General features: G+C 35.6%; 25 protein-coding genes. 19 read left to right on the forward strand and 6 right to left on the reverse strand.

Translation table 11 applies throughout. The features are described from left to right. Window positions 1-51 precede the first annotated feature (51 nt). The 9 genes from LA20249_RS10650 (at window position 52) to LA20249_RS10690 (ending at window position 6,411) form a co-directional block, all read left to right on the forward strand. Window positions 52-990, forward strand: a complete 939-nt coding sequence (locus tag LA20249_RS10650) for a DNA-directed RNA polymerase subunit alpha (protein WP_057738772.1) — start codon at window positions 52-54, stop codon at window positions 988-990. 30 nt (window positions 991-1,020) lie between these two features. Further along, window positions 1,021-1,401: a 50S ribosomal protein L17 gene (gene rplQ, locus LA20249_RS10655; protein ID WP_057738774.1), complete on the forward strand. Its 381-nt coding sequence runs from the start codon at window positions 1,021-1,023 to the stop codon at window positions 1,399-1,401. A 205-nt stretch (window positions 1,402-1,606) separates the two neighbouring features. Then, complete coding sequence (locus LA20249_RS10660; protein ID WP_057738776.1) at window positions 1,607-2,440, forward strand: energy-coupling factor transporter ATPase; 834 nt, start codon at window positions 1,607-1,609, stop codon at window positions 2,438-2,440. Beyond that, a complete protein-coding gene (locus LA20249_RS10665) occupies window positions 2,416-3,279 on the forward strand; it encodes an energy-coupling factor ABC transporter ATP-binding protein (RefSeq protein WP_057738778.1) in 864 nt (287 codons plus the stop codon). Before LA20249_RS10660 ends, LA20249_RS10665 begins: the two co-directional genes overlap by 25 nt. Continuing rightward, window positions 3,269-4,069 carry an energy-coupling factor transporter transmembrane component T family protein gene (locus LA20249_RS10670; protein WP_057738829.1) on the forward strand — a complete coding sequence of 267 codons (801 nt, stop codon included), beginning with the start codon at window positions 3,269-3,271 and terminating at the stop codon, window positions 4,067-4,069. Before LA20249_RS10665 ends, LA20249_RS10670 begins: the two co-directional genes overlap by 11 nt. A 3-nt stretch (window positions 4,070-4,072) precedes the next feature. Beyond that, the gene (truA, locus tag LA20249_RS10675) at window positions 4,073-4,819 is read left to right on the forward strand and encodes a tRNA pseudouridine(38-40) synthase TruA (protein WP_057738780.1); all 747 of its coding nucleotides are present in this window, start codon (window positions 4,073-4,075) and stop codon (window positions 4,817-4,819) included. Window positions 4,820-4,949: 130 nt separating this feature from the next. After that, window positions 4,950-5,393 (forward strand): 50S ribosomal protein L13, encoded by a 444-nt coding sequence (rplM, locus tag LA20249_RS10680; RefSeq protein WP_057738781.1) that lies wholly within the window; start codon window positions 4,950-4,952, stop codon window positions 5,391-5,393. A gap of 13 nt (window positions 5,394-5,406) precedes the next feature. Beyond that, on the forward strand, window positions 5,407-5,799 hold the full coding sequence (gene rpsI, locus LA20249_RS10685) for a 30S ribosomal protein S9 (RefSeq protein ID WP_010018559.1): 393 nt from the start codon (window positions 5,407-5,409) through the stop codon (window positions 5,797-5,799). A 96-nt stretch (window positions 5,800-5,895) separates the two neighbouring features. After that, entirely contained in the window at window positions 5,896-6,411 is a 516-nt protein-coding gene (locus LA20249_RS10690) for a GNAT family N-acetyltransferase (RefSeq protein ID WP_083477917.1), read from the forward strand. 77 nt (window positions 6,412-6,488) lie between these two features. On the opposite strand, the gene LA20249_RS10695 is transcribed toward LA20249_RS10690, so the two are convergent. Together LA20249_RS10695 and LA20249_RS10700 are read right to left on the reverse strand one after the other, a co-directional pair. After that, complete coding sequence (locus LA20249_RS10695) at window positions 6,489-7,907, reverse strand: PTS transporter subunit EIIC (protein ID WP_057738785.1); 1,419 nt, start codon at window positions 7,905-7,907, stop codon at window positions 6,489-6,491. Window positions 7,908-7,918: 11 nt separating this feature from the next. Then, complete coding sequence (locus tag LA20249_RS10700; RefSeq protein WP_057738787.1) at window positions 7,919-8,692, reverse strand: alpha/beta hydrolase; 774 nt, start codon at window positions 8,690-8,692, stop codon at window positions 7,919-7,921. Window positions 8,693-8,840: 148 nt separating this feature from the next. On the opposite strand from LA20249_RS10700, the gene LA20249_RS10705 reads away from it, so the two are divergent. Further along, the gene (locus LA20249_RS10705) at window positions 8,841-9,698 is read left to right on the forward strand and encodes an AraC family transcriptional regulator (RefSeq protein WP_057738789.1); all 858 of its coding nucleotides are present in this window, start codon (window positions 8,841-8,843) and stop codon (window positions 9,696-9,698) included. A 15-nt stretch (window positions 9,699-9,713) separates the two neighbouring features. Then, complete coding sequence (locus LA20249_RS10710) at window positions 9,714-10,442, forward strand: GntR family transcriptional regulator (RefSeq protein ID WP_057738791.1); 729 nt, start codon at window positions 9,714-9,716, stop codon at window positions 10,440-10,442. Between the two features lie 64 nt (window positions 10,443-10,506). Here LA20249_RS10710 and LA20249_RS10715 read toward each other — a convergent pair whose 3' ends face one another. Next, complete coding sequence (locus LA20249_RS10715; RefSeq protein ID WP_057738793.1) at window positions 10,507-11,610, reverse strand: YdcF family protein; 1,104 nt, start codon at window positions 11,608-11,610, stop codon at window positions 10,507-10,509. A gap of 164 nt (window positions 11,611-11,774) precedes the next feature. Between LA20249_RS10715 and LA20249_RS10720 the strand changes: the two genes are divergently transcribed. From LA20249_RS10720 to LA20249_RS10730, 3 genes are read left to right on the forward strand one after another with little or no spacing between them, the layout of a single operon-like run. Further along, on the forward strand, window positions 11,775-12,602 hold the full coding sequence (locus LA20249_RS10720; protein ID WP_057738795.1) for a Cof-type HAD-IIB family hydrolase: 828 nt from the start codon (window positions 11,775-11,777) through the stop codon (window positions 12,600-12,602). A gap of 7 nt (window positions 12,603-12,609) precedes the next feature. Continuing rightward, window positions 12,610-13,113 (forward strand): macro domain-containing protein, encoded by a 504-nt coding sequence (locus tag LA20249_RS10725; protein ID WP_057738797.1) that lies wholly within the window; start codon window positions 12,610-12,612, stop codon window positions 13,111-13,113. 34 nt (window positions 13,114-13,147) lie between these two features. Further along, entirely contained in the window at window positions 13,148-13,504 is a 357-nt protein-coding gene (locus LA20249_RS10730) for a YisL family protein (RefSeq protein WP_057738799.1), read from the forward strand. A 121-nt stretch (window positions 13,505-13,625) separates the two neighbouring features. Here LA20249_RS10730 and LA20249_RS10735 read toward each other — a convergent pair whose 3' ends face one another. Then, the gene (locus LA20249_RS10735; protein ID WP_057738801.1) at window positions 13,626-15,392 is read right to left on the reverse strand and encodes an ABC transporter ATP-binding protein; all 1,767 of its coding nucleotides are present in this window, start codon (window positions 15,390-15,392) and stop codon (window positions 13,626-13,628) included. Window positions 15,393-15,410: 18 nt separating this feature from the next. Then, window positions 15,411-16,082: a MarR family winged helix-turn-helix transcriptional regulator gene (locus tag LA20249_RS10740; protein ID WP_057738803.1), complete on the reverse strand. Its 672-nt coding sequence runs from the start codon at window positions 16,080-16,082 to the stop codon at window positions 15,411-15,413. Between the two features lie 207 nt (window positions 16,083-16,289). On the opposite strand from LA20249_RS10740, the gene rpmG reads away from it, so the two are divergent. The 5 genes from rpmG (at window position 16,290) to LA20249_RS10765 (ending at window position 19,717) form a co-directional block, all read left to right on the forward strand. Then, window positions 16,290-16,439, forward strand: a complete 150-nt coding sequence (gene rpmG, locus LA20249_RS10745) for a 50S ribosomal protein L33 (protein WP_057738805.1) — start codon at window positions 16,290-16,292, stop codon at window positions 16,437-16,439. Then, the gene (gene rpsN / locus LA20249_RS10750; protein ID WP_057738807.1) at window positions 16,439-16,708 is read left to right on the forward strand and encodes a 30S ribosomal protein S14; all 270 of its coding nucleotides are present in this window, start codon (window positions 16,439-16,441) and stop codon (window positions 16,706-16,708) included. The genes rpmG and rpsN overlap by 1 nt, the downstream gene beginning before the upstream one ends. Window positions 16,709-16,717: 9 nt before the next feature. Next, window positions 16,718-16,825, forward strand: coding sequence for a putative metal homeostasis protein (locus tag LA20249_RS10755; RefSeq protein WP_101836904.1), 108 nt, complete (start codon window positions 16,718-16,720; stop codon window positions 16,823-16,825). A gap of 125 nt (window positions 16,826-16,950) precedes the next feature. Beyond that, on the forward strand, window positions 16,951-18,336 hold the full coding sequence (locus LA20249_RS10760) for a class II fumarate hydratase (RefSeq protein WP_057738810.1): 1,386 nt from the start codon (window positions 16,951-16,953) through the stop codon (window positions 18,334-18,336). Between the two features lies 1 nt (window position 18,337). Next, the gene (locus tag LA20249_RS10765) at window positions 18,338-19,717 is read left to right on the forward strand and encodes a flavocytochrome c (protein ID WP_057738812.1); all 1,380 of its coding nucleotides are present in this window, start codon (window positions 18,338-18,340) and stop codon (window positions 19,715-19,717) included. Between the two features lie 143 nt (window positions 19,718-19,860). Here the strand turns inward: LA20249_RS10765 and LA20249_RS10770 are convergent, their stop codons facing one another. Continuing rightward, on the reverse strand, window positions 19,861-20,457 hold the full coding sequence (locus tag LA20249_RS10770) for a hypothetical protein (protein ID WP_057738814.1): 597 nt from the start codon (window positions 20,455-20,457) through the stop codon (window positions 19,861-19,863). Window positions 20,458-20,692: the final 235 nt, after the last annotated feature.

Consider the following 20,692-nt stretch of genomic DNA (forward strand, 5'->3'; position numbering starts at 1 on the left):
CCCATATGAACTAAGCTACACACATTTCGTTTTGAAAGGGGAACTAACCGAATGATCGAATTTGAAAAGCCAACCATTACTTCTGTTGAAGAAAGTAAAGATTATGGCAAGTATATTATCGAACCGCTTGAAAGAGGTTATGGTACAACTTTAGGTAATTCATTACGTAGAGTTTTGTTAGCATCATTACCAGGAACTGCGGTATCTGATATTCAAATAGATGGTGTATTGCATGAATTTTCAGCTATTGATGGCGTAATTGAAGACGTTACACAAATCGTGTTAAACGTTAAGAAATTAAAGCTCAAGTCTTATGCTGATGACAGTTTAAAAGCTGAGATCGACGTCGTTGGTCCTGCTACTGTTACAGCTAAAGATATCAAAGCTGATGATGACTTGGAAATCCTCGATCCAGAACAATTTATTTGTACTGTTGCTGAGGGTGGACACTTCCACATGCAAATGACAGTTATTAATGGTCGTGGATATACTCCTGCAGAACAAAATAAAACGGACGAAACACCTATTGGTGTTCTTCCAGTTGACTCAATTTTTACACCCGTAGAAAAAGTTAACTATCAAGTTGAAAACACTCGTGTGGGTAAGAGAAACGACTTCGACAAATTAACAATCGATATCTGGACAAATGGTTCAATTGGACCACGCGAAGCTATTAGTTTGTCAGCAAAGATTCTTACAGAACATTTAACAAGTTTTGTAAATCTTACTGAAGAAGCTAAGAGTGCTGATATGATGATCGAAAAAGAGGAAACTCAAAAAGAGAAGAAACTTGAAATGACTATTGAGGAACTTGACTTGTCAGTTCGTTCATATAATTGTTTGAAGCGTGCCGGTATTAATACTGTGCAAGAGCTTACTGAAAAATCTGAAGCAGATATGATGCGTGTAAGAAATCTTGGACGCAAATCACTTGTTGAGGTTAAAGAAAAGCTTGCTGACCTTGGATTGTCATTAAAGCAAGAAGACTAATTATATCAAATTCAAACAGGAGGTATAGACATGGGCTACCGTAAATTAGGACGTAACAGTTCACAAAGAAAAGCAATGTTACGCGATTTAACTACTGATTTAATCATTAATGAACATATTGTTACAACTGAAACTCGTGCTAAAGAAATCAGTCGTACAACAGAAAAAATGATAACCTTAGGTAAACGCGGAGATTTACATGCTCGTCGTCAAGCTGCTGCTTATGTTAGAAACGAAGTTGCTAACATTTCAGAAGAAGATGATGCAGTTGTTGTTCAATCAGCTCTTCAAAAATTATTTAGTGATATTGCACCTCGTTACAAAGAACGTAATGGTGGATACACACGTATTTTGAAGACAGCTCCACGTCGTGGAGACGCTGCTCCAATGGTTATTATTGAATTAGTTTAATAATAATTGTTTATTAATCAAAAAAATCAGTCATTCTGATAAACTAGTGAGTGTTAAGATGATGGTTATTTTTAACCAAGTCTATCTCTGAGATCTCTTTAATTAGGGACACTAGTTTGTCGAATGATTTTTTTTTACCCAAATTTGTTTTCTTAACTTTTGAAGTTAGTTATTATATATATAATACATTTTGGGGAGATTACTTTTGGAAAAAATCATTTCAATTAAAAATTTAAATTACACTTACCCGGAAGCAAAGCAGGAAGCAATTAAAAATGTTTCATTAGATATTTATAAAAACGAATGGATCTCAATCGTTGGTAAAAATGGTAGTGGAAAATCGACTTTGACAAAACTAATTGATGGCTTGATTGAGGCATCTTCTGGTACGATTGAAGTCGATGGTCAAATTATCAACGAAGAGAATATCTGGGAAGCTCGCACAAAAATTGGAATAATCTTTCAAAATCCTGATCATCAATTCGTTGGAGCAACAGTTGAGGATGATGTAGCGTTTGGACTTGAGAACCAAGGCATGCCTAAGGAGCAGATGGTCAAAGAAGTTGATCGGGCTTTAAAACTGGTTAAAATGTCTGATTTTAAAAGGCGTGATCCGCAGTCTTTATCAGGTGGTCAAAAGCAACGTGTGGCAATTGCTGGAGTTTTAGCAACGAAACCACAAATTGTCATCATGGATGAATCAACCAGTATGTTAGACCCAGAAGGTCGACAGACAGTGTTGAATTTAATTCAAGATTTACGAAAGAAACAAGATTTAACAATCATCTCAATTACGCATGACATATCTGAGACGGAGTTGTCGCAACGAATCGTTGTTTTAAATGACGGTCAGATTGTTCAAGATGACAAGCCAGTCAACATTTACAATATGGGTACCCATTTGAGCAAATATGGACTTGAGGAGCCGTTTTCAAGTGAATTAATGTCGACCTTAAGGGATTCAATTAAATTGCCTGAGGGCTATCTGAATGAAGAGGAGTTAATGGAGCAATTATGGAAATTACGTTTGAACATGTAACACATTCGTATGATGCCAATAGTCCACTGGCTAACCTTGGTTTGAATGATGTTTCACTGACAATTGCGGACAAGAAGTTTACAGCAATCGTAGGACAAACTGGTAGTGGTAAATCCACATTAGTAAGACATATCAATGCTTTGCTAAAACCAACATCGGGAACTATCAATGTAGGCGGACGTGTGATTGATTCAGAAACGAATAATAAAAATTTGAAATCATTGAGAAAAAAGGTCGGCATGGTATTTCAATTTCCAGAAAGTCAGTTATTTGAAGAAACTGTGGAAAAAGATATTATGTTTGGCCCAATGAATTTTGGATTTGACGCTTCAGATGCTAAAAAAGCTGCTAATGAGATGATTCAATTAGTTGGTTTAGATGAATCCTATTTGGATAAATCTCCCTTTGATCTGTCAGGCGGGCAAATGCGTCGAGTGGCCATTGCCGGAGTTTTAGCTAGTAGACCAGAAACAATTATTTTAGATGAACCAACAGCTGGTTTGGATCCTGTTGGGAGACATGAGATCATGGAGTTATTTAAAGAGTTACAGAATCAAGGTAGGACGATTATTTTGATAACGCACAATATGGATGATGTGGCTAACTATGCTGACGAAATGGCTGTTATGAACCAAGGTAAGTTAGTTGCTCAGGGTCTTCCCAGTGTAGTTTTTAACAATCAGCAATTAATTAAAGATGATCTTTTAACTTTGCCTAAGAGTGCACAATTTGCGCAGGCTTTGTCTCAAAAAGGATTTAAATTTGAAAAATTGCCAATCACAATTGATGAATTGGGCACAGAAATAAAACAACAGGTAAATGGTGATAATAGTGAATAAATTGATTATGGGACGATATTTGCCCGGCGATTCATTGATTTATCAATTGGACCCACGTGGTAAATTTCTTTTGACATTCTATTTTGTTGGGATTGTTTTTTTAGCCAACAATGTGGCATCATATGCGTTTCTAATGGCATTTGTTTTGTTTGCTGTCTACTTATCGAAAATAAGCTTTAGCTTCTTTATAAAGGGACTGAGACCGATAATTTGGTTAATTCTCTTTACGGTTATTCTGCAATTATTCTTTACTCCAAGTGATCATCCACTGTGGCATTGGGGATTTTTGACTTTATCCAAAGAGGGTATGGTAATTGCAGCATATATTTTTATCAGATTTGTTTTAATAATTTTTATTTCTACATTATTAACACTAACTACCACGCCAATCGAAATTTCCGACTCGATCGAGAGCATTTTGAAGCCTTTAAAAAAGGTGAATTTTCCAGTTACACAAGTTGCTTTAATGCTGTCGATTGCTTTAAGATTTGTTCCTTTGTTGGTGGATGAAACGACTAAGATCATGGATGCTCAGCGTGCAAGAGGGGTGGACTTTGGTGAAGGCGGCTTGATCAAGCGAATCAAATCCTTTGTGCCAATCTTGATACCATTGTTTGTCAGTAGTTTTTCAATTGCCTACGATTTAGCGATAGCGATGGAATCCCGTGGATACAAAGACGGCGAGGGACGTAGTAAATATCGTGTCTTAAGTTGGAGCAAGCGTGATAACGTGACGGTTTTATTCATGGCTGTGGTAACAATTATATTATTATTTATTCGGAGTTATTAATTTATGACAACAAGATACAAATTAATCGTTGCTTATGATGGAACCAAGTTCCATGGGTTTCAAAAGCAAAAGCATTTGAGGACGGTTGAAGGCGTGTTAGAAAAAGCTATTTCTCGAATTGCGAACGGTGACGAAATTAAAGTTTTTGCCTCAGGTCGAACTGATGCTGGTGTGCATGCTTTAGGGCAAGTAGTTCATTTTGATTATCCTAGATTCTTGCCACCTGACAGCATGTTGAGAGCTATCAATACATTGATGCCTTTAGATGTTTTGATTAAAGATTCAGAGATAGTCGATGAGAATTTTCATGCTCGTTTCAATGTTAAGAAGAAAACCTACATGTATCGTGTGGATTTAGGACATTATACTGATCCATTTAAAAGGTTTTACACAGGGCATTACCCTTATCCAATCGATGTTGACAGAATAAAAATTGCAATTAAAGATTTGATTGGTGAACATGACTTTACGAGTTTTGCTGCCTCCGGTGGAGTAATTGAAAATAAGGTTAGAACTATCTATTCTGCGACAGTTGAGTATAATGAAGAGAACAATGAATTAGTTTTTGAATTTACAGGTAATGGCTTTCTTTATAATATGGTTAGAATTATTGTGGCGACGCTCTTAGAGATTGGCAATAATCGACGAGACGTCCATGATTTTTTGCGCTTATACGAAGTCAAAGATCGTCAACAAGCTAGGGGAACAGCTCAAGCCAGTGGTTTATATTTAAAAGAGGTTTTTTATTAAAGAATCTGTGGATAAACATTGACTTGGAGTAGGAATCAAAGTATTATTGTAACTGGTATTGTTTGCCCCACGATAAGCCCCGGAAACTTATTGAGTTGTCAAACAGACGTAGAAACTGGAGGAAATTAAAGTGCGTACAACACCATTAGCAAAAGCAAGTGAAGTTGAACGTAAATGGTATGTAATTGATGGTGAAGATGTTGTCTTAGGTAGACTTTCATCTGTTGTTGCTTCTATTCTAAGAGGTAAAAACAAACCAACTTACACACCTAACGTTGATACAGGTGATAATGTTATTGTCATCAATGCAGATAAAGTTAGATTAACAGGTAAAAAAGCTAAGAATAAGATTTACTATTCTCATTCAGATCACCCAGGTGGGTTGAAGAGTATTAGTGCCGGCGAAAAACAAGCTACAAAGCCTGAAAGATTCGTTGAAGATTCTATTCGCGGTATGCTACCTAAGAACACTCTTGGTCGTCAAGAGATTAAGAAGTTGCATGTTTATGCAGGTTCAGATCACAGCCACCAAGCACAAAATCCAGAAAAGTTGGATATCAACAAACTAATTTAAGGAGGAAAAGAATTTGGCACAAGTATCATACGCCGGAACAGGTCGTCGCAAGGACTCAGTCGCTCGTGTACGCCTAGTACCCGGAAACGGAAAGATTACTATCAACAAACGTGATGTCAAAGATTACATTCCTTTTGACAATTTGATTGCTGATATGAAACAACCTCTAGATGTTACTGAAACAGCAGACAGCTATGACGTTATTGCTAACGTTAACGGTGGAGGCTTCTCAGGACAAGCTGGAGCAATTAGACATGGTATTGCAAGAGCCCTACTTGATGTTGATCCTGATTTCAGACCATCACTTAAGTCAGCCGGCTTCTTGACACGTGACCCTCGTATGAAGGAACGTAAGAAACCAGGTTTGAAGAAAGCCCGTAAGGCTTCACAATTCTCAAAACGTTAATATTTTATATTTCCAGTTTTGGATTCAAAAACATCTCTCAATTTCGAGGGATGTTTTTTTGTTCTATAATGTAAGTAGATTTGAGGAGGAACAATTATGGACATTCAGAAACTATCAAGTAAATATACCGTCAGGCCTTTAGTGACTAGTGATACAGAAATAATTTTGAAATTGAATCAAAGTAATCCACTGTATTTCAAATATTGTCCACCAGCCATTAGTCGTCCGATGATTAGGCATGATATGACAGTTGTACCGCCACATACGAGTAAAGATGATAAGTATTATCTAGGATTTTTTGACGGGGATAAATTAGTTGCAATGTTAGATTTAGTTTTGAATTATCCTGAGAAAGAAAATGTTTGGATCGGTTTGTTTATGGTTGATGCTAAGTATTCTGGTAAAGGGATTGGAACAGATATTATGAACGAAATTTTTACAGCTTTGTCTGCGGAAGGCTTCAAAGAAATTGGACTAGCCTATGCAAAGGGTAATCCCCAAAGTGAGCATTTTTTGGCTAAAATTGGTTTCTTTAAGACTGGTGTCGAAGAAGAAGAGAAAAATTATCACTATACGGCAGTTGTTGTGGGACAATTGTTGGATGAAAATTAAAACTTATCCACTTGTGGATAAAAATACTCCATAATTGTTAGACCTAAATCTAACAGTTATGGAGTATTTTTTGTTATTTACGCTTCTTTATCTGATGGAACCATCTTGTCATTGAAACCGAACAAGTAAGTTAATACAAAGGCAGCGATAAAGGCAACTAAGTGTGAAACTATGTAAGCCGTAAAGTTTGAATCAATTCCTGCTTTAGGATTAATAAAAGATGGGAAACCAATTAGACTGCCAGTGAAACCATAAATTACTAAATGCATACCACCAGCAACAGCGCCACCCAAGGCGTTACCAATCATAGTCATATAAAAGACTTTCTTATATTTTAATAAAATACCATAAAGTGAAGGTTCTGCAATTCCACAAAAGGCAGAAACACCAGCAGAATAGCCTAAAGCTTCTAACTTTTTCTTCTTAGTCTTAATGGCTACAGCTAATACACTTCCGGCAATTCCAACGGCAGTGATTGAAGTTAAAGCACAGATGACACTTTGACCGTTAACCGCAAGATCGTTGATAACAATGGGAATAAGGGGCCAGTGAAGTCCGAAGACAACTAGAATTGGGTAGAAGGCTCCATAAATTGCTCCACCAATAATCCCATTGAAAGAAAGTAGAATTGAGATACCGTCAGCCAAACCTTTACTTAAAACAGTGATAACTGGTGCAACCGCTAGTAAAAGAATGAACGAAAGAATAATAATTTCAATAATAGGGGCAAAGATACCTTGAATCATTTCAGGGATAATCTTCTTAATATATTTTTCTAAATATTTGCCTAACCAGGCTGCGACAATAATGGGAAAGACGGATCCAGAATAATTCATGATCTTTACTGCATAGTCGCCGAATAAGCCGATTTCCTGGGTCTTAGCTTGAGCAATTCCAATAATATTAGGATGAATTAGAAAAGCTCCAATAACAGCAATTGCAATCGGATCAGAGCCGAGTTTTTTGGCGGCAGTGAATCCTAGAATAACGGGAAGAAAGTAAAAAATTGTGTCGGCCATTGTATTTATTAGTAAGAAAATACCTGACTTGTCGCTGAGTACATGAGCACTTACTAAACCTGCTAAAATTCCCTTAGTAATACCGGATCCCGCTAGAACACCGATAATTGGCATCATAGATGCTGTTAAAACTCCAATAAATTCATCATAGCCATGTCTAAAATGTTGGGCGAAACCTTTTGGCTTTGGTTCTTCTGAAGGTTCTGGAGGTGTTTCTTTGGATTCAGCTAAGTTAGGTAGTTCATTAATAATAATGTCATAGACGTCACTAACTCGATTACCAATAACAATTTGATACTGCCCCTGGGCTTTCATAACTTTAATGGTAATATCAAGTTTTTCAATTGCTGCAGTGTCAGCTTTTGCTTCATCTTTTAGAGTAAAACGCAAACGGGTCATACAGTGAATCAAAGTGTTGATGTTTTCCTCTCCACCAACAAGGGAGATGATTTTTTTTGCATCCTCAGTATATTTCATCTTTTTCTCCTTTACGATAACCTTTCCTCAGGTGAGTAGTTGATTGGTAGCCACTTGAGAATTTCTTCAAGATACTTATCCCAGTAGTACCAATCGTGTTTGCCATCTGTAAATTTATGTTCAATAGGAATGTTTAACTGATTCATTGTGTTAATAAAATTGAGATTGTCTTGATAAAGGAAATCTTGTTTTCCACACCAGGCAAAGAATTTTGGCAAGGGTTCACTAGTAGACCTAGTTTTAGCCAAGTAGTCCAAGTTATCCACCGAAGTATCAAAATCGTCTAATTGATTAAGTGTTCCATACCAGTACTTTTCAGGACGGAAACTTCTTAAAACTAAATTAGATTTCGGATTAAAGGCACCTGACAAGGCTGCGGCGTAACTGAATTTATTCGTTGATAAAGCCAGTTTGAAGGCTCCATAACCACCCATTGAAGAACCGACAACAAAGTTTTTTTCTCGTTTATCTGAAAGTTGTGGAAAAAGTTCATGGATCACTCGGGGAATTTCATAAGCAATTTCGTCGTAGTAATTCATCCCATAAGGGGTATTGGCATACCAACTCAAATCAGCGTTGGGCATGACTAAAGCGACCTTGGTGCTCTTTAATAGACGCTCGACGCGAGTCTTTCTGATCCAAGATGTATTGTCGTCGCTCATGCCGTGTAAAAGATAGATAATTGGTAGCTTGTCTTTAGTTTTATTCTCATCTGGAAGACAAACGTCCATTTGACAATCTTTTAAAAGTGCATTGGAAAAATAATTTATTTTTAAATGTACCATTTTTTGCTCCCACAATTTTATTTATCATGAAAGATAGTTAACTAAACTCATTGACAGATACTATTGTAATCGCATACACTATCTTAGGATAAGTTGTTATTTGTTCAATTGACTACCGATTTTTGTTCTTTTGAAAGGGGACTAAATTATGTCAACTCCAATGGAATTCTTGGAATTTAATCAAATTGATCCAATTAAGTTGATCTATCATCGTCCAATCGGTAAGAAGTATGTAGTTCCTCATTGGCATGAGGCTGTGGAAATCACTTATGTTGAAAAAGGTTATCCCGGAGACATCTATATTGAAGATAATAGGTATTCGTTGAAGCAAGGCGATATTTATATTATCAATTCACGTTTGATCCACGGATTCGATAGCGTGATTACCAAAAATGATCGAATTCTAACTTTATTGCTCAATTACGAGTGGTTAAGGAAGTGTTTACCGGAAACTATGGCGACAAAATCATTTGCCTTAATTAAGTCTCCACAAAATAAACAGCAACGTTCTAGTTTTAATGCCTTAGTTAAGTTGATCGAAGAATTAAATACTTATGCACAGCAAGTTAATTCAGACAGGAATCATCTAATGAAATTAAATTTAGAAATTAGGATTATTAGTATTTTGGTCAATGATTTTACAGTTGAGAGGACTATTAAAACTAATATTCCTGAAGTAATAGCGGAAATTATAAAAGATTTTCACGATAATTATCAAGATGAGATTCACTTATCTAATTTGGCATCACAGTACAATTACAGCTATGCATACTTTTCTAAGCTTTTTAAAAAATACTTGGGTGTTGCACCGAAAAAATATCTGACTCTATTACGGGTTCAAAAGGCTGCTGAATTAATTGAACAGACGAATGATAATTTCAATAAAATTGCTTTTGATACTGGCTTTCCAGATGAGAAAAGTTTTTATATGTCATTTAAAGAACGTTATAAACAGACGCCTCTGCAACATCGAAAAAAGACTCACAAGATTATCGGGATTAAATAGAGAGGAAATTTAGTAATGGCTGAAAAAGTTGATTTAGATTCAATAGTGAAAAGAATGATTTCTGAGATTCAATCAGGTGAATTAGTTGATGATAATTTGAAATTACCTTCAGAACCACTTTTAATGAAACACTATCAAATAACCCACTATGCCTTAAGACAAGCATTGAAACAAATGAATTTAATGGGATATGTTTATCAAGTACATGGGGTAGGGACTTTTGTTCGTCATCAACAGACAAGAGATTCAATTGCAATTGAACACGAAACTGGTTTATCAGAAGAGATGAGACGAATCGGTAGAAATTTAACGACTAAAACTGCTTCACAGCGAGTTATTAAAGCCTCAGAAGCTGATTTTTTATCGAAGACGTATCACTTTAAAGATGATGACGAATTAATTGATATTAAACGATACCGGTGTTTAGATGGTAAGCCATATTTAATGGAGCATTCTTATTATCGTAAGAGTTTAATAGATAATATCCCGATGAAGGCTCTATATGGATCATTGTTTGAATATTTTGAAGAGAGTCGAAAAACTCAAATCGGGTTCATTGATGAAATTATCATGTCGACATTTTTACCTCAAGATGCGGCTGAATTTATGAATTTATCAGTTAATTCACCATCTTTATTGATTAATGACGAATCCTATTTAAGCAATGGCGAACTATTAGCTTTTTCAAAACAGTATTATAATTACGAAAATACGAAATTTTTCGTGGTAAAAAAGATTCATTGATTCAAAGTTACCGATAAAAAAAGCGGATTTACTAATTCAATTTGAGTTAGTAAATCCGCTATTCTTATTTTGCAACAATATCTGTATAAATTGTAATTGCAACCATCAGTAAGATAAAGAAGAGAATAATCGAGATCATAATGATGTGCCGCTTTTTGTTCATCAGTAGAACTGCAACAAATTCTCTAATCAAAGCATTAGGTAAAAAGTAAAGTCTGGTTGGTGCTCCGATTCCATTGGCGGCTAGACCAGCCATTTTGGCATAGAGACCAGCTCGAAAGATGTGGTAATTATTGCTGAAAAATTTTGTATAAACCTTATTGCCACTTGAATCCTCTTCAATCAGAGATTTAGAAAATTGCATATTTTGAAGAGTATTCTTAGATTTATCTTCCAAGATAATTAAATCTTTATCCCAACCATGATCAATCGCATAATTTGCCATGGCTTTTGCTTCAGAGAGTTTTTCGTCAGCTCCCTGACCACCAGAAAAGACAATTTTGGGAGCTGGGTGTCCTTTTTCGATTTGTTTATTAGCAAATTTAATTGCTGCATCAATTCGATTGCCCAATAATTTGGAAACAGTGTCGCCATTGATTAATCCTGCTCCCAAAACAATCAAATAATTAGCTTTATATCCTCTAGGGAAGAATTGATACAACAAGACGTTTACCAAGAAATTGTACGAGCAAAGTATTAAATAAGCACCGATGACTGGTAAACCGGAAATTAAAGTATTGAACCAATTAGGTAAAAATTGTGAATGTCCAGCTAGAAGTCCATTTACAAACCACAGTACAATCAAAAAAATTCCTAGTAACAAAGTAAGCATATTTGATAAAGTATGGCTCTCATGTTTCCAAACGATTATGGCATTCCATAACAGTAAAGCCCACATAGATATCAGGACTAAAGAGATTATCCCCAATATTAGTAGGAAGATAATCCCCATCACGGTAACGAATGGTAAATTACCGGTACTAAAAATCAAAACGGCTAATTCTGCTAGAAAGCTAAAGAAAAAAATCGAAAAAGTAATACCGTTGATTAAACGTCGTGGTTCTTTTAACCACATGAAAAGGAAAATAATTAACATGACGACTGTGACAGCACCCCAATAAGTCGAAATTTTTTGTAGAACATTCATATATGGAACAAGTGTATTCATTAAGTCCACCTCTTTTAAATTAGATAAAATCCCCATAATTACCTTAATTTTATACCTATGATGGGAAAATGTTGATAAGAAGATACTCAGGAAATGTTATACAATTAATAATAAGAAAATTATTAAAATTATTCTATTATAAGGATTTAATGGAGGCGTGTGGGATGAAGCAGATTAAATTAATTTTGAGCGACATTGATGGAACAATTCTTGATGATAAAAATATGATTGATGGTGGTTTAAAGAATAATATACAGAAATTACGACAAAAGAAGATTCCATTCATTTTAGCTTCAGCTCGATCTCCTAAAGGGATGGTATCCATTGCTAAAAAATTGGATGTATTAGATAACCCAATTGCTTGTTATAACGGTGCTTTAGTAGTTAAAAATCTTCAAGCAGAAAAATATACGACGATTTTGAGTCATGAATTAAAAATCTCGGAAACACAGCAGATATTAAATATTTTAATGAATAAATTTCCACGAATAGCAATTAATCTGTATTCTGGCTCAAATTGGTATGTGGAAAATATCGATAAATGGGTTAAAATTGAAGCAGATATTACAAAGATGGTTCCAATTGAAACTGATTTGACTCAATTGGTAGCAAAAGATAAAATCCCCGTGCATAAATTATTATTAATTGGTGAAACGTCTGAAATTAAAAGGGTAAAGCAGTTTTTGGAAGAAGCTAATTATTCTGACAGTTCATTTTATTTATCTAAAGATAATTATTTAGAGATTACTAATAAACAAGTATCTAAGGAAAAAGCTTTACGTGAATTGGTCAACTACTATGAAATCAATTTAAGTGAGACGATGACTCTAGGCGACAATTTTAATGATGTTCCAATGCTAGATTTAGCGGGATTAGGTGTAGCAATGCAAAATGCTCCAGAAGAAGTTAAGCATCACGCACAAGTAACGACTAAAAGTAATAATGAAAATGGAGTTTCTTTTGCTATTAAAAAATACGCATTAAAGGAGTAGGAAAAAATTGTCTAAAGTTACAATTATTCGAGCTGATATTGCTGATTTACCTTTTCGTGTGGATGCGATTGTTAACGCAGCCAATAGTGCTTTGATTCCCGGAGGTGGGGTCGATGGTGCTTTAAATGCTAGGGCAGGTGCCAATTTAAAGAAGGATATGTTAGCTTTTCACGGAACTCCTACTGGGACTGCAGTATTTACCAAAGCTTATAATTTGAAGACTGATTACGTCATTCATGCTGTGGGTCCCAGATATATTGATGGTCATTCTGGAGAAGAAGCCTTGTTGACCAGTGACTATAAGTCGATCATGCTCTGGGCTAAAAGATTAAAACTTTGGACGATTGCGGTTCCTTTTTTGAGTACTGGAGTTTATGGTTATCCTTTGTACGAGGCTATTTGGATAGCTATTGAGACAATAAAGAAAGCCGATGTTGACACAGAAGCCTTTTTAGTTGCTTATGACAGTAGGACTGAGGATATTGCCAAAAGTATCTTGGAACAGAATTAAATTTTATGAGAGAAAGCATTAAGAGGGGGATTATATGGTTTGGTTATGGACACATTTAATAACATGGATCGTAATGGCAATTATGATTCTATTAGCGCTTTTTACTAATTCACATACAAAAATTTATGAAATGATTACACGTGTTGGTTATCTTGTAATTATTGGTACAGGAATTAAATTGGGAATTCGGGCATGGTCGGTTGAACCAGTGTTACTTATTATTAAAGTATTGGTAGCTTTGGCATTTATAGCTTTAGTTGAAATTGCCTTTGCTAAGAAAGATCAAAAACAGTTATCTAAATCTTTGATTTGGTCAGTAATAGTTCTTTGCTTGGTAGTCGCTGTTTTAGGGTTTGCCTTGGCAGGATGGTATCCATTTATTCAACATTAAATATAAATAATATGGTCAATTTTTGAGCAGTTAGGCAAATGGACCAAGGCAATCATACTTTGATTACCTTGGTCCATTATTTTATATGAAAAATATATTTCTTTTGAAAATCATTAAAATCCTAATTGACCATTTGTTCATTGACGTATTGGGCATAAAGTTTGTGATTCTGCATCAATTCTTTATGGGTTCCGTGTCCAGTAATGTGTCCCTGTTCAACAAAATAAATTTGATCTGCGTCAACGATTGTAGATAGTCGATGTGCTATTACTAAAGTTGTACGCCCAATCATTAATTGATCTAAGGCACGTTGGACTTTCTCCTCTGATTCTGAGTCCAGACTAGCAGTGGCTTCATCGAGCATTAAAATCTTAGGATTTCGAAGAAAAGCTCTAGCAATGGCAATTCTTTGTTTTTGACCACCGGATAATTTAACGCCACGTTCACCAATTTGTGTTTCTAATTGTTCAGGGAATTCTTTTACGAAACCATCGGCATAAGCCAAAGACAATCCGTTCCAGAGTTGTTCGTCAGTCAATTCTTGATCTAAACCATACTGTAAATTGTCACGGATACTACCAGCAAAAACAGCACTATCTTGTGAAACGTAACCAATTTGGGAGCGCCAATTGCTTAGATCTATTTGTGAAATATCATCTTCACCGATTAAAATTTTTCCACTGTCAGGTTGGTAGAATCTTTCCAGTAAAGAGAAGATAGTTGATTTACCACCACCACTAGGGCCTGCAAATGCAATGACCGTATTGGGCTTGGCTTCAAAGGAGACATCATTCAAAATCTGATGATGATCGTCATAACTGAAATTCAAATTCTGGGCTATGACGGTCTGTCCTTGAACGTCGATTTCTTGACCGGTTGCTGTATTCTCAGGTTCGGTCGTAAGAATTTCTTGGATTCTTTCAGTTGATCCCATGGCTTTTTGAACTTGAGAAAAGAAAGTAGCAAAACTAGCGATTGGAGTAATGATGTTGAAGAGATAGAGTAAAAAAGCCACTAAAGAGCCACTAGAAAGGGTTCCTTGCTGAATTCTCACTGCCCCATAACCTAGAATACCGACAAAGATTCCTAACATGACAGTCGTCATAATAGGTTGCAAGACGGCCTCGACTTTGGCGTCTTTGATACCAACTCTAAAAATCTTAGTGATGAAATTTCCGCCAGTTACCTGTTCAAAGTTTTCACCATTGCTAGATTTGATTAAGCGAATCTCTGATAATTTCTCACTGGCATCAGCATTGAAGTCAGCGGTAGCTGCTTGGAGTTTGCGTCCTAAGCGAGACATAATTTTTCCAATTGGCAATAAGATTAAAACGATAATTGGTACTACGCCAAACATCAATGAAGCCATTTTCCAATCCATGAAAAAGAGGATAAACATTGAACCAATTAATTGGATGGCTCCGGTGATGAAATTGGGAAATTGAGAGGTAAAAAGATCTTTGATAACACTGGTATCATTGACCAATCGTGAACTGCTTTCGCCTGATTTATGATCATCGAAATAGGTAACAGGTAATTTCAAAAGGTGGGCCCATAATTTTTCACGAAGGTTCTTTACAGAGCTTTCACCTACGTATCGTAAGATATAGCCGCCAATCGTTCCAAAACCTAATTGAATTACAAAAGCGAGAATTAAAACGATAAGCATTTTACTGTCAATTTTTGACAAGCCGCTAGTATCAACTAAATTTTTGGTTAATTGAGGAACAATCAAGCTAGCTCCACTGGTGACAAGGCTCAATAGCATTCCTAAAATAAAAAGTGATTTTTTAGGATTAACGCTGTTGATTAGATGAAGAAAATCCTTAAATTTAAATTTTTTAGATTTCTGGGAAAGGGATTTTGTCATCGTTATTTCATTTTGCATTTTATTATCCTCACAAGGTTAAAATTCTTTGCCACGCCAGAAGTCGTTTCGTAAATCTGGACGGCCATGTCCATGTATTCTGTGACCGAAATCAGGCATACAATTTTGATCAAAAGGCATGTTATGTAAGTTTTTTCTCATTTCATGTCGCATATGGGAAATATCTTCTGGAGACATATCCTGATGTAATTTCATCATCTGATCACGCATTTCTAACATGGCCTTGAAACGATCAGTGGGGTCGACAAACTTGTTAGCATTTTGCTTAAAGTCGTCGTCCCAACCGTCAGAGATTTTTTGAAGATAAGTACTGAATTGAGATTTTTCGTCTTCGTTTAAACCAGCAAGAAAAGTTTCACTGTAACTTTCATTTTTTAAAGAAGCATTCTCTTTAGCTTTTGCTTGACCAGCGGCAGTTAAATACACACGTTTACTACGTTTGTCTTTAGAATCTTCTTTCCGAGTGATCAAATCCTTAGTTTCCATCTTCTTCATCAATTCAGCTAAAGAACTAGGGCGGAGGTCGAGTACCTCAGCTAAGTAATTTTGAGTTAGTCCATCTTCAAGTTTTAAAATAGCTAGAACTCTTTGTTGGCCAGTTAATTTCTGTTTCTTTTGACTCATGAAGTAATTGGCTGCTTCATTGATGTATCGCATTTGTTTCATTAGATCGTCTGTAAGTTGACTCATAGTTAAATTTTCTCATTTCGTTTTTTTAAATTAATTCGGTACCGAACTTTATTGCAAATAGAAGTATAGTTCGGTGCCGAACTAATGTCAACATAAAAGAAATTATTTTTTGAAATTAATTGTTTTAAACTAATTAGTTGACTTAGTGGTAATAAATCTTTAGAATACAAACAGTAAAAATTATCATTTAATTAAGCGAGGGAAATAATGCGGCAAAATATTATTTTAGAATGTAGTAAGACGAATGAACGTCTCTATTTAACTAGCAAGAACAAACAAAATAACCCTGATCGTTTGGAATTAAGAAAATATTCACCAAAAACTAGACAAAAAGAAATTTTTAAAGAGGTAAAATAATGGCTAAAAAATCAAAAATTGCAAAGAATAAACGACAAGTAGAATTGGTTGAACGATATGCCAAATTACGTAAAGAATTGAAAGCACAAGGGGACTACATTGGTTTATCAAAATTACCAAGAGATTCAAGTCCAATTAGAATCAAGAATCGTGATTCATTAGATGGACGTCCGCATGCTTATATGCGTAAGTTTGGAATGTCACGTTTGAATTTTCGAAAGTTAGCTCATGAAGGTAAGATCCCTGGCGTTCAAAAAGCTAGCTGGTAAGGAGTAATTATGGAAAAAGTAGCATTAGCAACTGCTTATAGACAGTTGAAAAGTCCTAATATCAAAACACGCAAACGTGCTTTAAGAGTTATCAAAGAAGCTAAAAGGTTTGCATAATAATATTTTAAATGGCTGTCCCTCAAGTAGAGGGATGGTCTTTTTTAGTCTTGAGTTCTTTTATATTTTTCTCGGTCGTTAATTTCGTTATAATTGAATTAATTACAATATTTGGAGGGAATTTGATGGCAGATTATAGAACTGAAGAAGACACCTTAGGACCAGTTAGGATTCCAAGTAGTGCTTTGTGGGGTCCACAGACGCAAAGAAGTTGCAATAATTTTTCCACTGGTGCAAAAATGCCTCTAGAGATCATTAAGGCTTTGTTGCAGATCAAAAAAGCTGCGGCAATTGCAAATAAAGAAAGCAAAGTGATTAGTGCCAAAAAAGCTGACTTAATTGTGCAAAGTATCGATCGGCTATTGGAATTAAGTGATGAAGATCTGCGAAAAGATTTTCCATTGGTTATTTATCAAACGGGTTCAGGAACACAGACGAATATGAACGTAAACGAAGTCGTTTCGCATATGGCTCAAGTAATTGATCCTGAAATCGAAATTCTTCCCAACGATGATGTCAATCATGGACAGAGTTCTAATGATATATTCCCCACAGCAATGAATATCACTGCTGCTTTGGCTGTGGATAAGTTAGAAGGTGCAACCAAGCATTTGATTGATGAATTAAAACAAAAACAAGAAAAATATTGGAAAGTTGTTAAGATTGGTCGCACACATCTTCAAGATGCCACACCTTTAACTTTTGGCCAAGAGGTTAGTGGTTGGGTCAGTATGTTGGAACATGATCTTTCTTACTTGAAGGAATTAAATAAAACTTTAAGTGAACTGGCTATTGGTGGGACTGCTGTTGGAACGGGCTTGAATGCCGCTTTTGGATTTGCTGATAAGATTGCTGAACAGATGACTCAAGTTTTCAATCATTTCTTTACAGCTGATACGAACAAATTTTACGGTTTGGCAGCCCATTCTGGGTTAAATGTGGTCCATGGAGCAATTAAGACGTTGGCAAGCGATTTATTAAAAATTGCTAATGATGTTCGTTTCTTAGCTAGTGGTCCCCGGAGTGGTTACGGAGAATTAAATATTCCCGCTAATGAACCCGGATCTTCGATTATGCCTGGTAAAGTCAATCCCACACAGGCTGAGGCTTTGACAATGGCAGCAGTTCGAGTAATGGGAAACGATGTTGTAGTAAATGTTGCCTCTAGTCAAGGTAATTTTGAAATGAATGTCTATAAACCAGTTTTGATCAGTGCTTTCTTAGAATCGTGTGAATTATTGACCGGAACTATGACTGGCTTTTCAGATAAGTTGATTGCTGGGTTGGCTGTTAATGAGGAACGGATGACACAATTGGTTGATCAATCATTAATGACTGTTACGGCACTCTCACCACATATCGGTTATCATCAAAGTGCTGAGATAGCTCAAAATGCTCAGGCTAATAGGATGACGTTAAAAGAGGCAGCAATCAAATCAGGATTACTAACTGAGAAACAATTTGATCAATGGGTCGTACCGATTGATATGACTAATATTGAGGAGAAATAAGATGGCTGAAAAATTTGTTTTTAAACCAACTAAAATTGAACAGTTACAGGATAATTATGATGTGATTATTATAGGTTCCGGCGGAGCTGGCTTGACGAGTGCAATTCAAGCTTATGAATTAGGACTTTCGCCGGTAATTCTTGAAAAAATGGATAAAATCGGTGGCAATACCACACGTGCTTCTTCGGGGATGAACGCAGCTGAAACTTTTGTACAATTGAATCATAAAATTGTGGATAGTTTTCAAGCTTTTTATGACGAAACCTTTGTTGGTGGCGGCAAGAAAAATAATCCAGAGTTATTGAAGTTTTTCACTGAGCATGGTGCATTGGCAATTGATTGGCTAGAAAAGCATGGCATTGAATTGGATGATTTGACGATAACTGGTGGTATGAAAACTATGCGCACGCATCGTCCTAGTTCAATGGCACCAATTGGTGGATATTTAGTTACGGAATTGTTGAAATTGGTTAAAAAAGATCAAATACCGCTTTTTGATAAAATTAAAGTGGATAAGTTGTTGATGACTGATGGAAAAATCTCTGGTGTTATTACAGACAAAGAAAAAGAGATACATGCCGGTGCAGTAATTCTAGCTACTGGTGGTTTTGGTGCGGGTAAAGACTTGTTAGAAAAATATCGCAATGATTTACTTAAATTAAAAACGACTAACCAGCCAGGTGCCACAGGTGATGGGATAAAATTGGCAAAAGCAATTGGAGCTAAGTTGGTCGATATGGATCAAGTACAAGTTCATCCAACTGTTCAACAGGATACGTCACATGCCTTTTTAATTGGCGAGGCCGTACGTGGCGAGGGAGCTATCTTGGTTAATAAACAAGGAGTGCGCTTTGTTAATGAATTGGATACGAGAAAGAATGTTACTAAGGCTATTGACGATTTAGGTGGTACGGGCGCTTACTTGATTTTTGATACCGGAATTAGAAAACGAGTTAAAGCAATTGAATTCTATGATCATGTTGGCTTGGTCGAATCTGGTCAAAATTTGTTAGAATTAGCGGATAAAGTTGGGTTTGATCCACAGACATTACAAATGACGGTGGATAAGTGGAATTTTGCGGTTGCTAAAAAAGATGACCTAGAATTTCATCGGACTACGGGGATGGACAGAAAAATAATTCAAGGTCCATTCTTTGCTATCCATATTGCTCCAGCCGTTCATTACACAATGGGTGGCGTTGCCATTAATCCACAGACGCAAGTTTTGAATGAAAATAATCAAGTTATTAAAGGCCTGTTTGCTGCCGGTGAAGTGGTTGGCGGTTTGCATGGGAACAATCGTATAGGCGGCAATTCAATTGCTGAAACAGTGGTTTTCGGACGCCAAGCAGGTCAACAAGTTTTCAAGTATCTTCAATAATGTGAAATCATGGTATCCATGCTAAAATGATTCTTTTTTTAGTTGCATGTTTACCTTTGGATATAAAAAATCCCTTTTATGAATATCAGATGAATTTAATTATTTCATCTGACAATCATAAAGGGATTTTTGTATCTCGATTTCTAGAGCTTGTTTCTAGTCCGAGGCTTTTGTCCTAGTCTCGTAGACTTTACAAATACTTCTTTTCCAATAATATTTGAAATATCTGACACTATTTTATTAATATCATTAGTATCATCGAATGCTGATAGATCAATATTTTTACCATTAGTCAGGGCGACATTAAAAAAATATTTGTCAGTGAAATCATTCAGCGCTGATCCAACGATGTAGTAACTTGAATCTATAGCACCATTAGGACCTATTCCCTTTGGATCAGAAAGTCCTTTATTTTTTTTAAGCGAAATTGAATTTATATTATTGATATTAATTGAAATGTTTTTAACAAAATGTGGAAAGAAAATTGCCGATATTCGTTTTCCAAAACTATCGTATTCACAATATTGGATGCCGTCTTTTGAAATCTCCCAGTAGCCAAAATATTTCTGAATGTTTATTGAGATAATGCTAGAAGCAATAATAATACTAAGTAAACCAAACATAATACCTATCAAAATGTTTCTTGAAATCAGGAAACAAACTATGCCAATGCCAACTCCAATAATTAATGTTATCAACAGTGGAACATAGTTAATCTTTCTACCAAATCTTCTAATCATTATTATCGCCATCCTTTGATTTTTGATTAATATAAATAATTGAGAAGCAGTAAAATTTAAATGATTTAGATATTTATCAAATATGTATTATTGTTTTTTTGATGATCTATCTAAATATATATTATCAGAAATAAAGGTGGGTAGAACATCTATACTATATTTACTTAAAAAGATAATTCCATCCAGGATTATCTTTTTTCAACAGAATTCTGAATAGTGGATTAATATTAATTGA

This window comes from Companilactobacillus alimentarius DSM 20249, assembly GCF_002849895.1.
Lineage (GTDB): Bacteria > Bacillota > Bacilli > Lactobacillales > Lactobacillaceae > Companilactobacillus > Companilactobacillus alimentarius.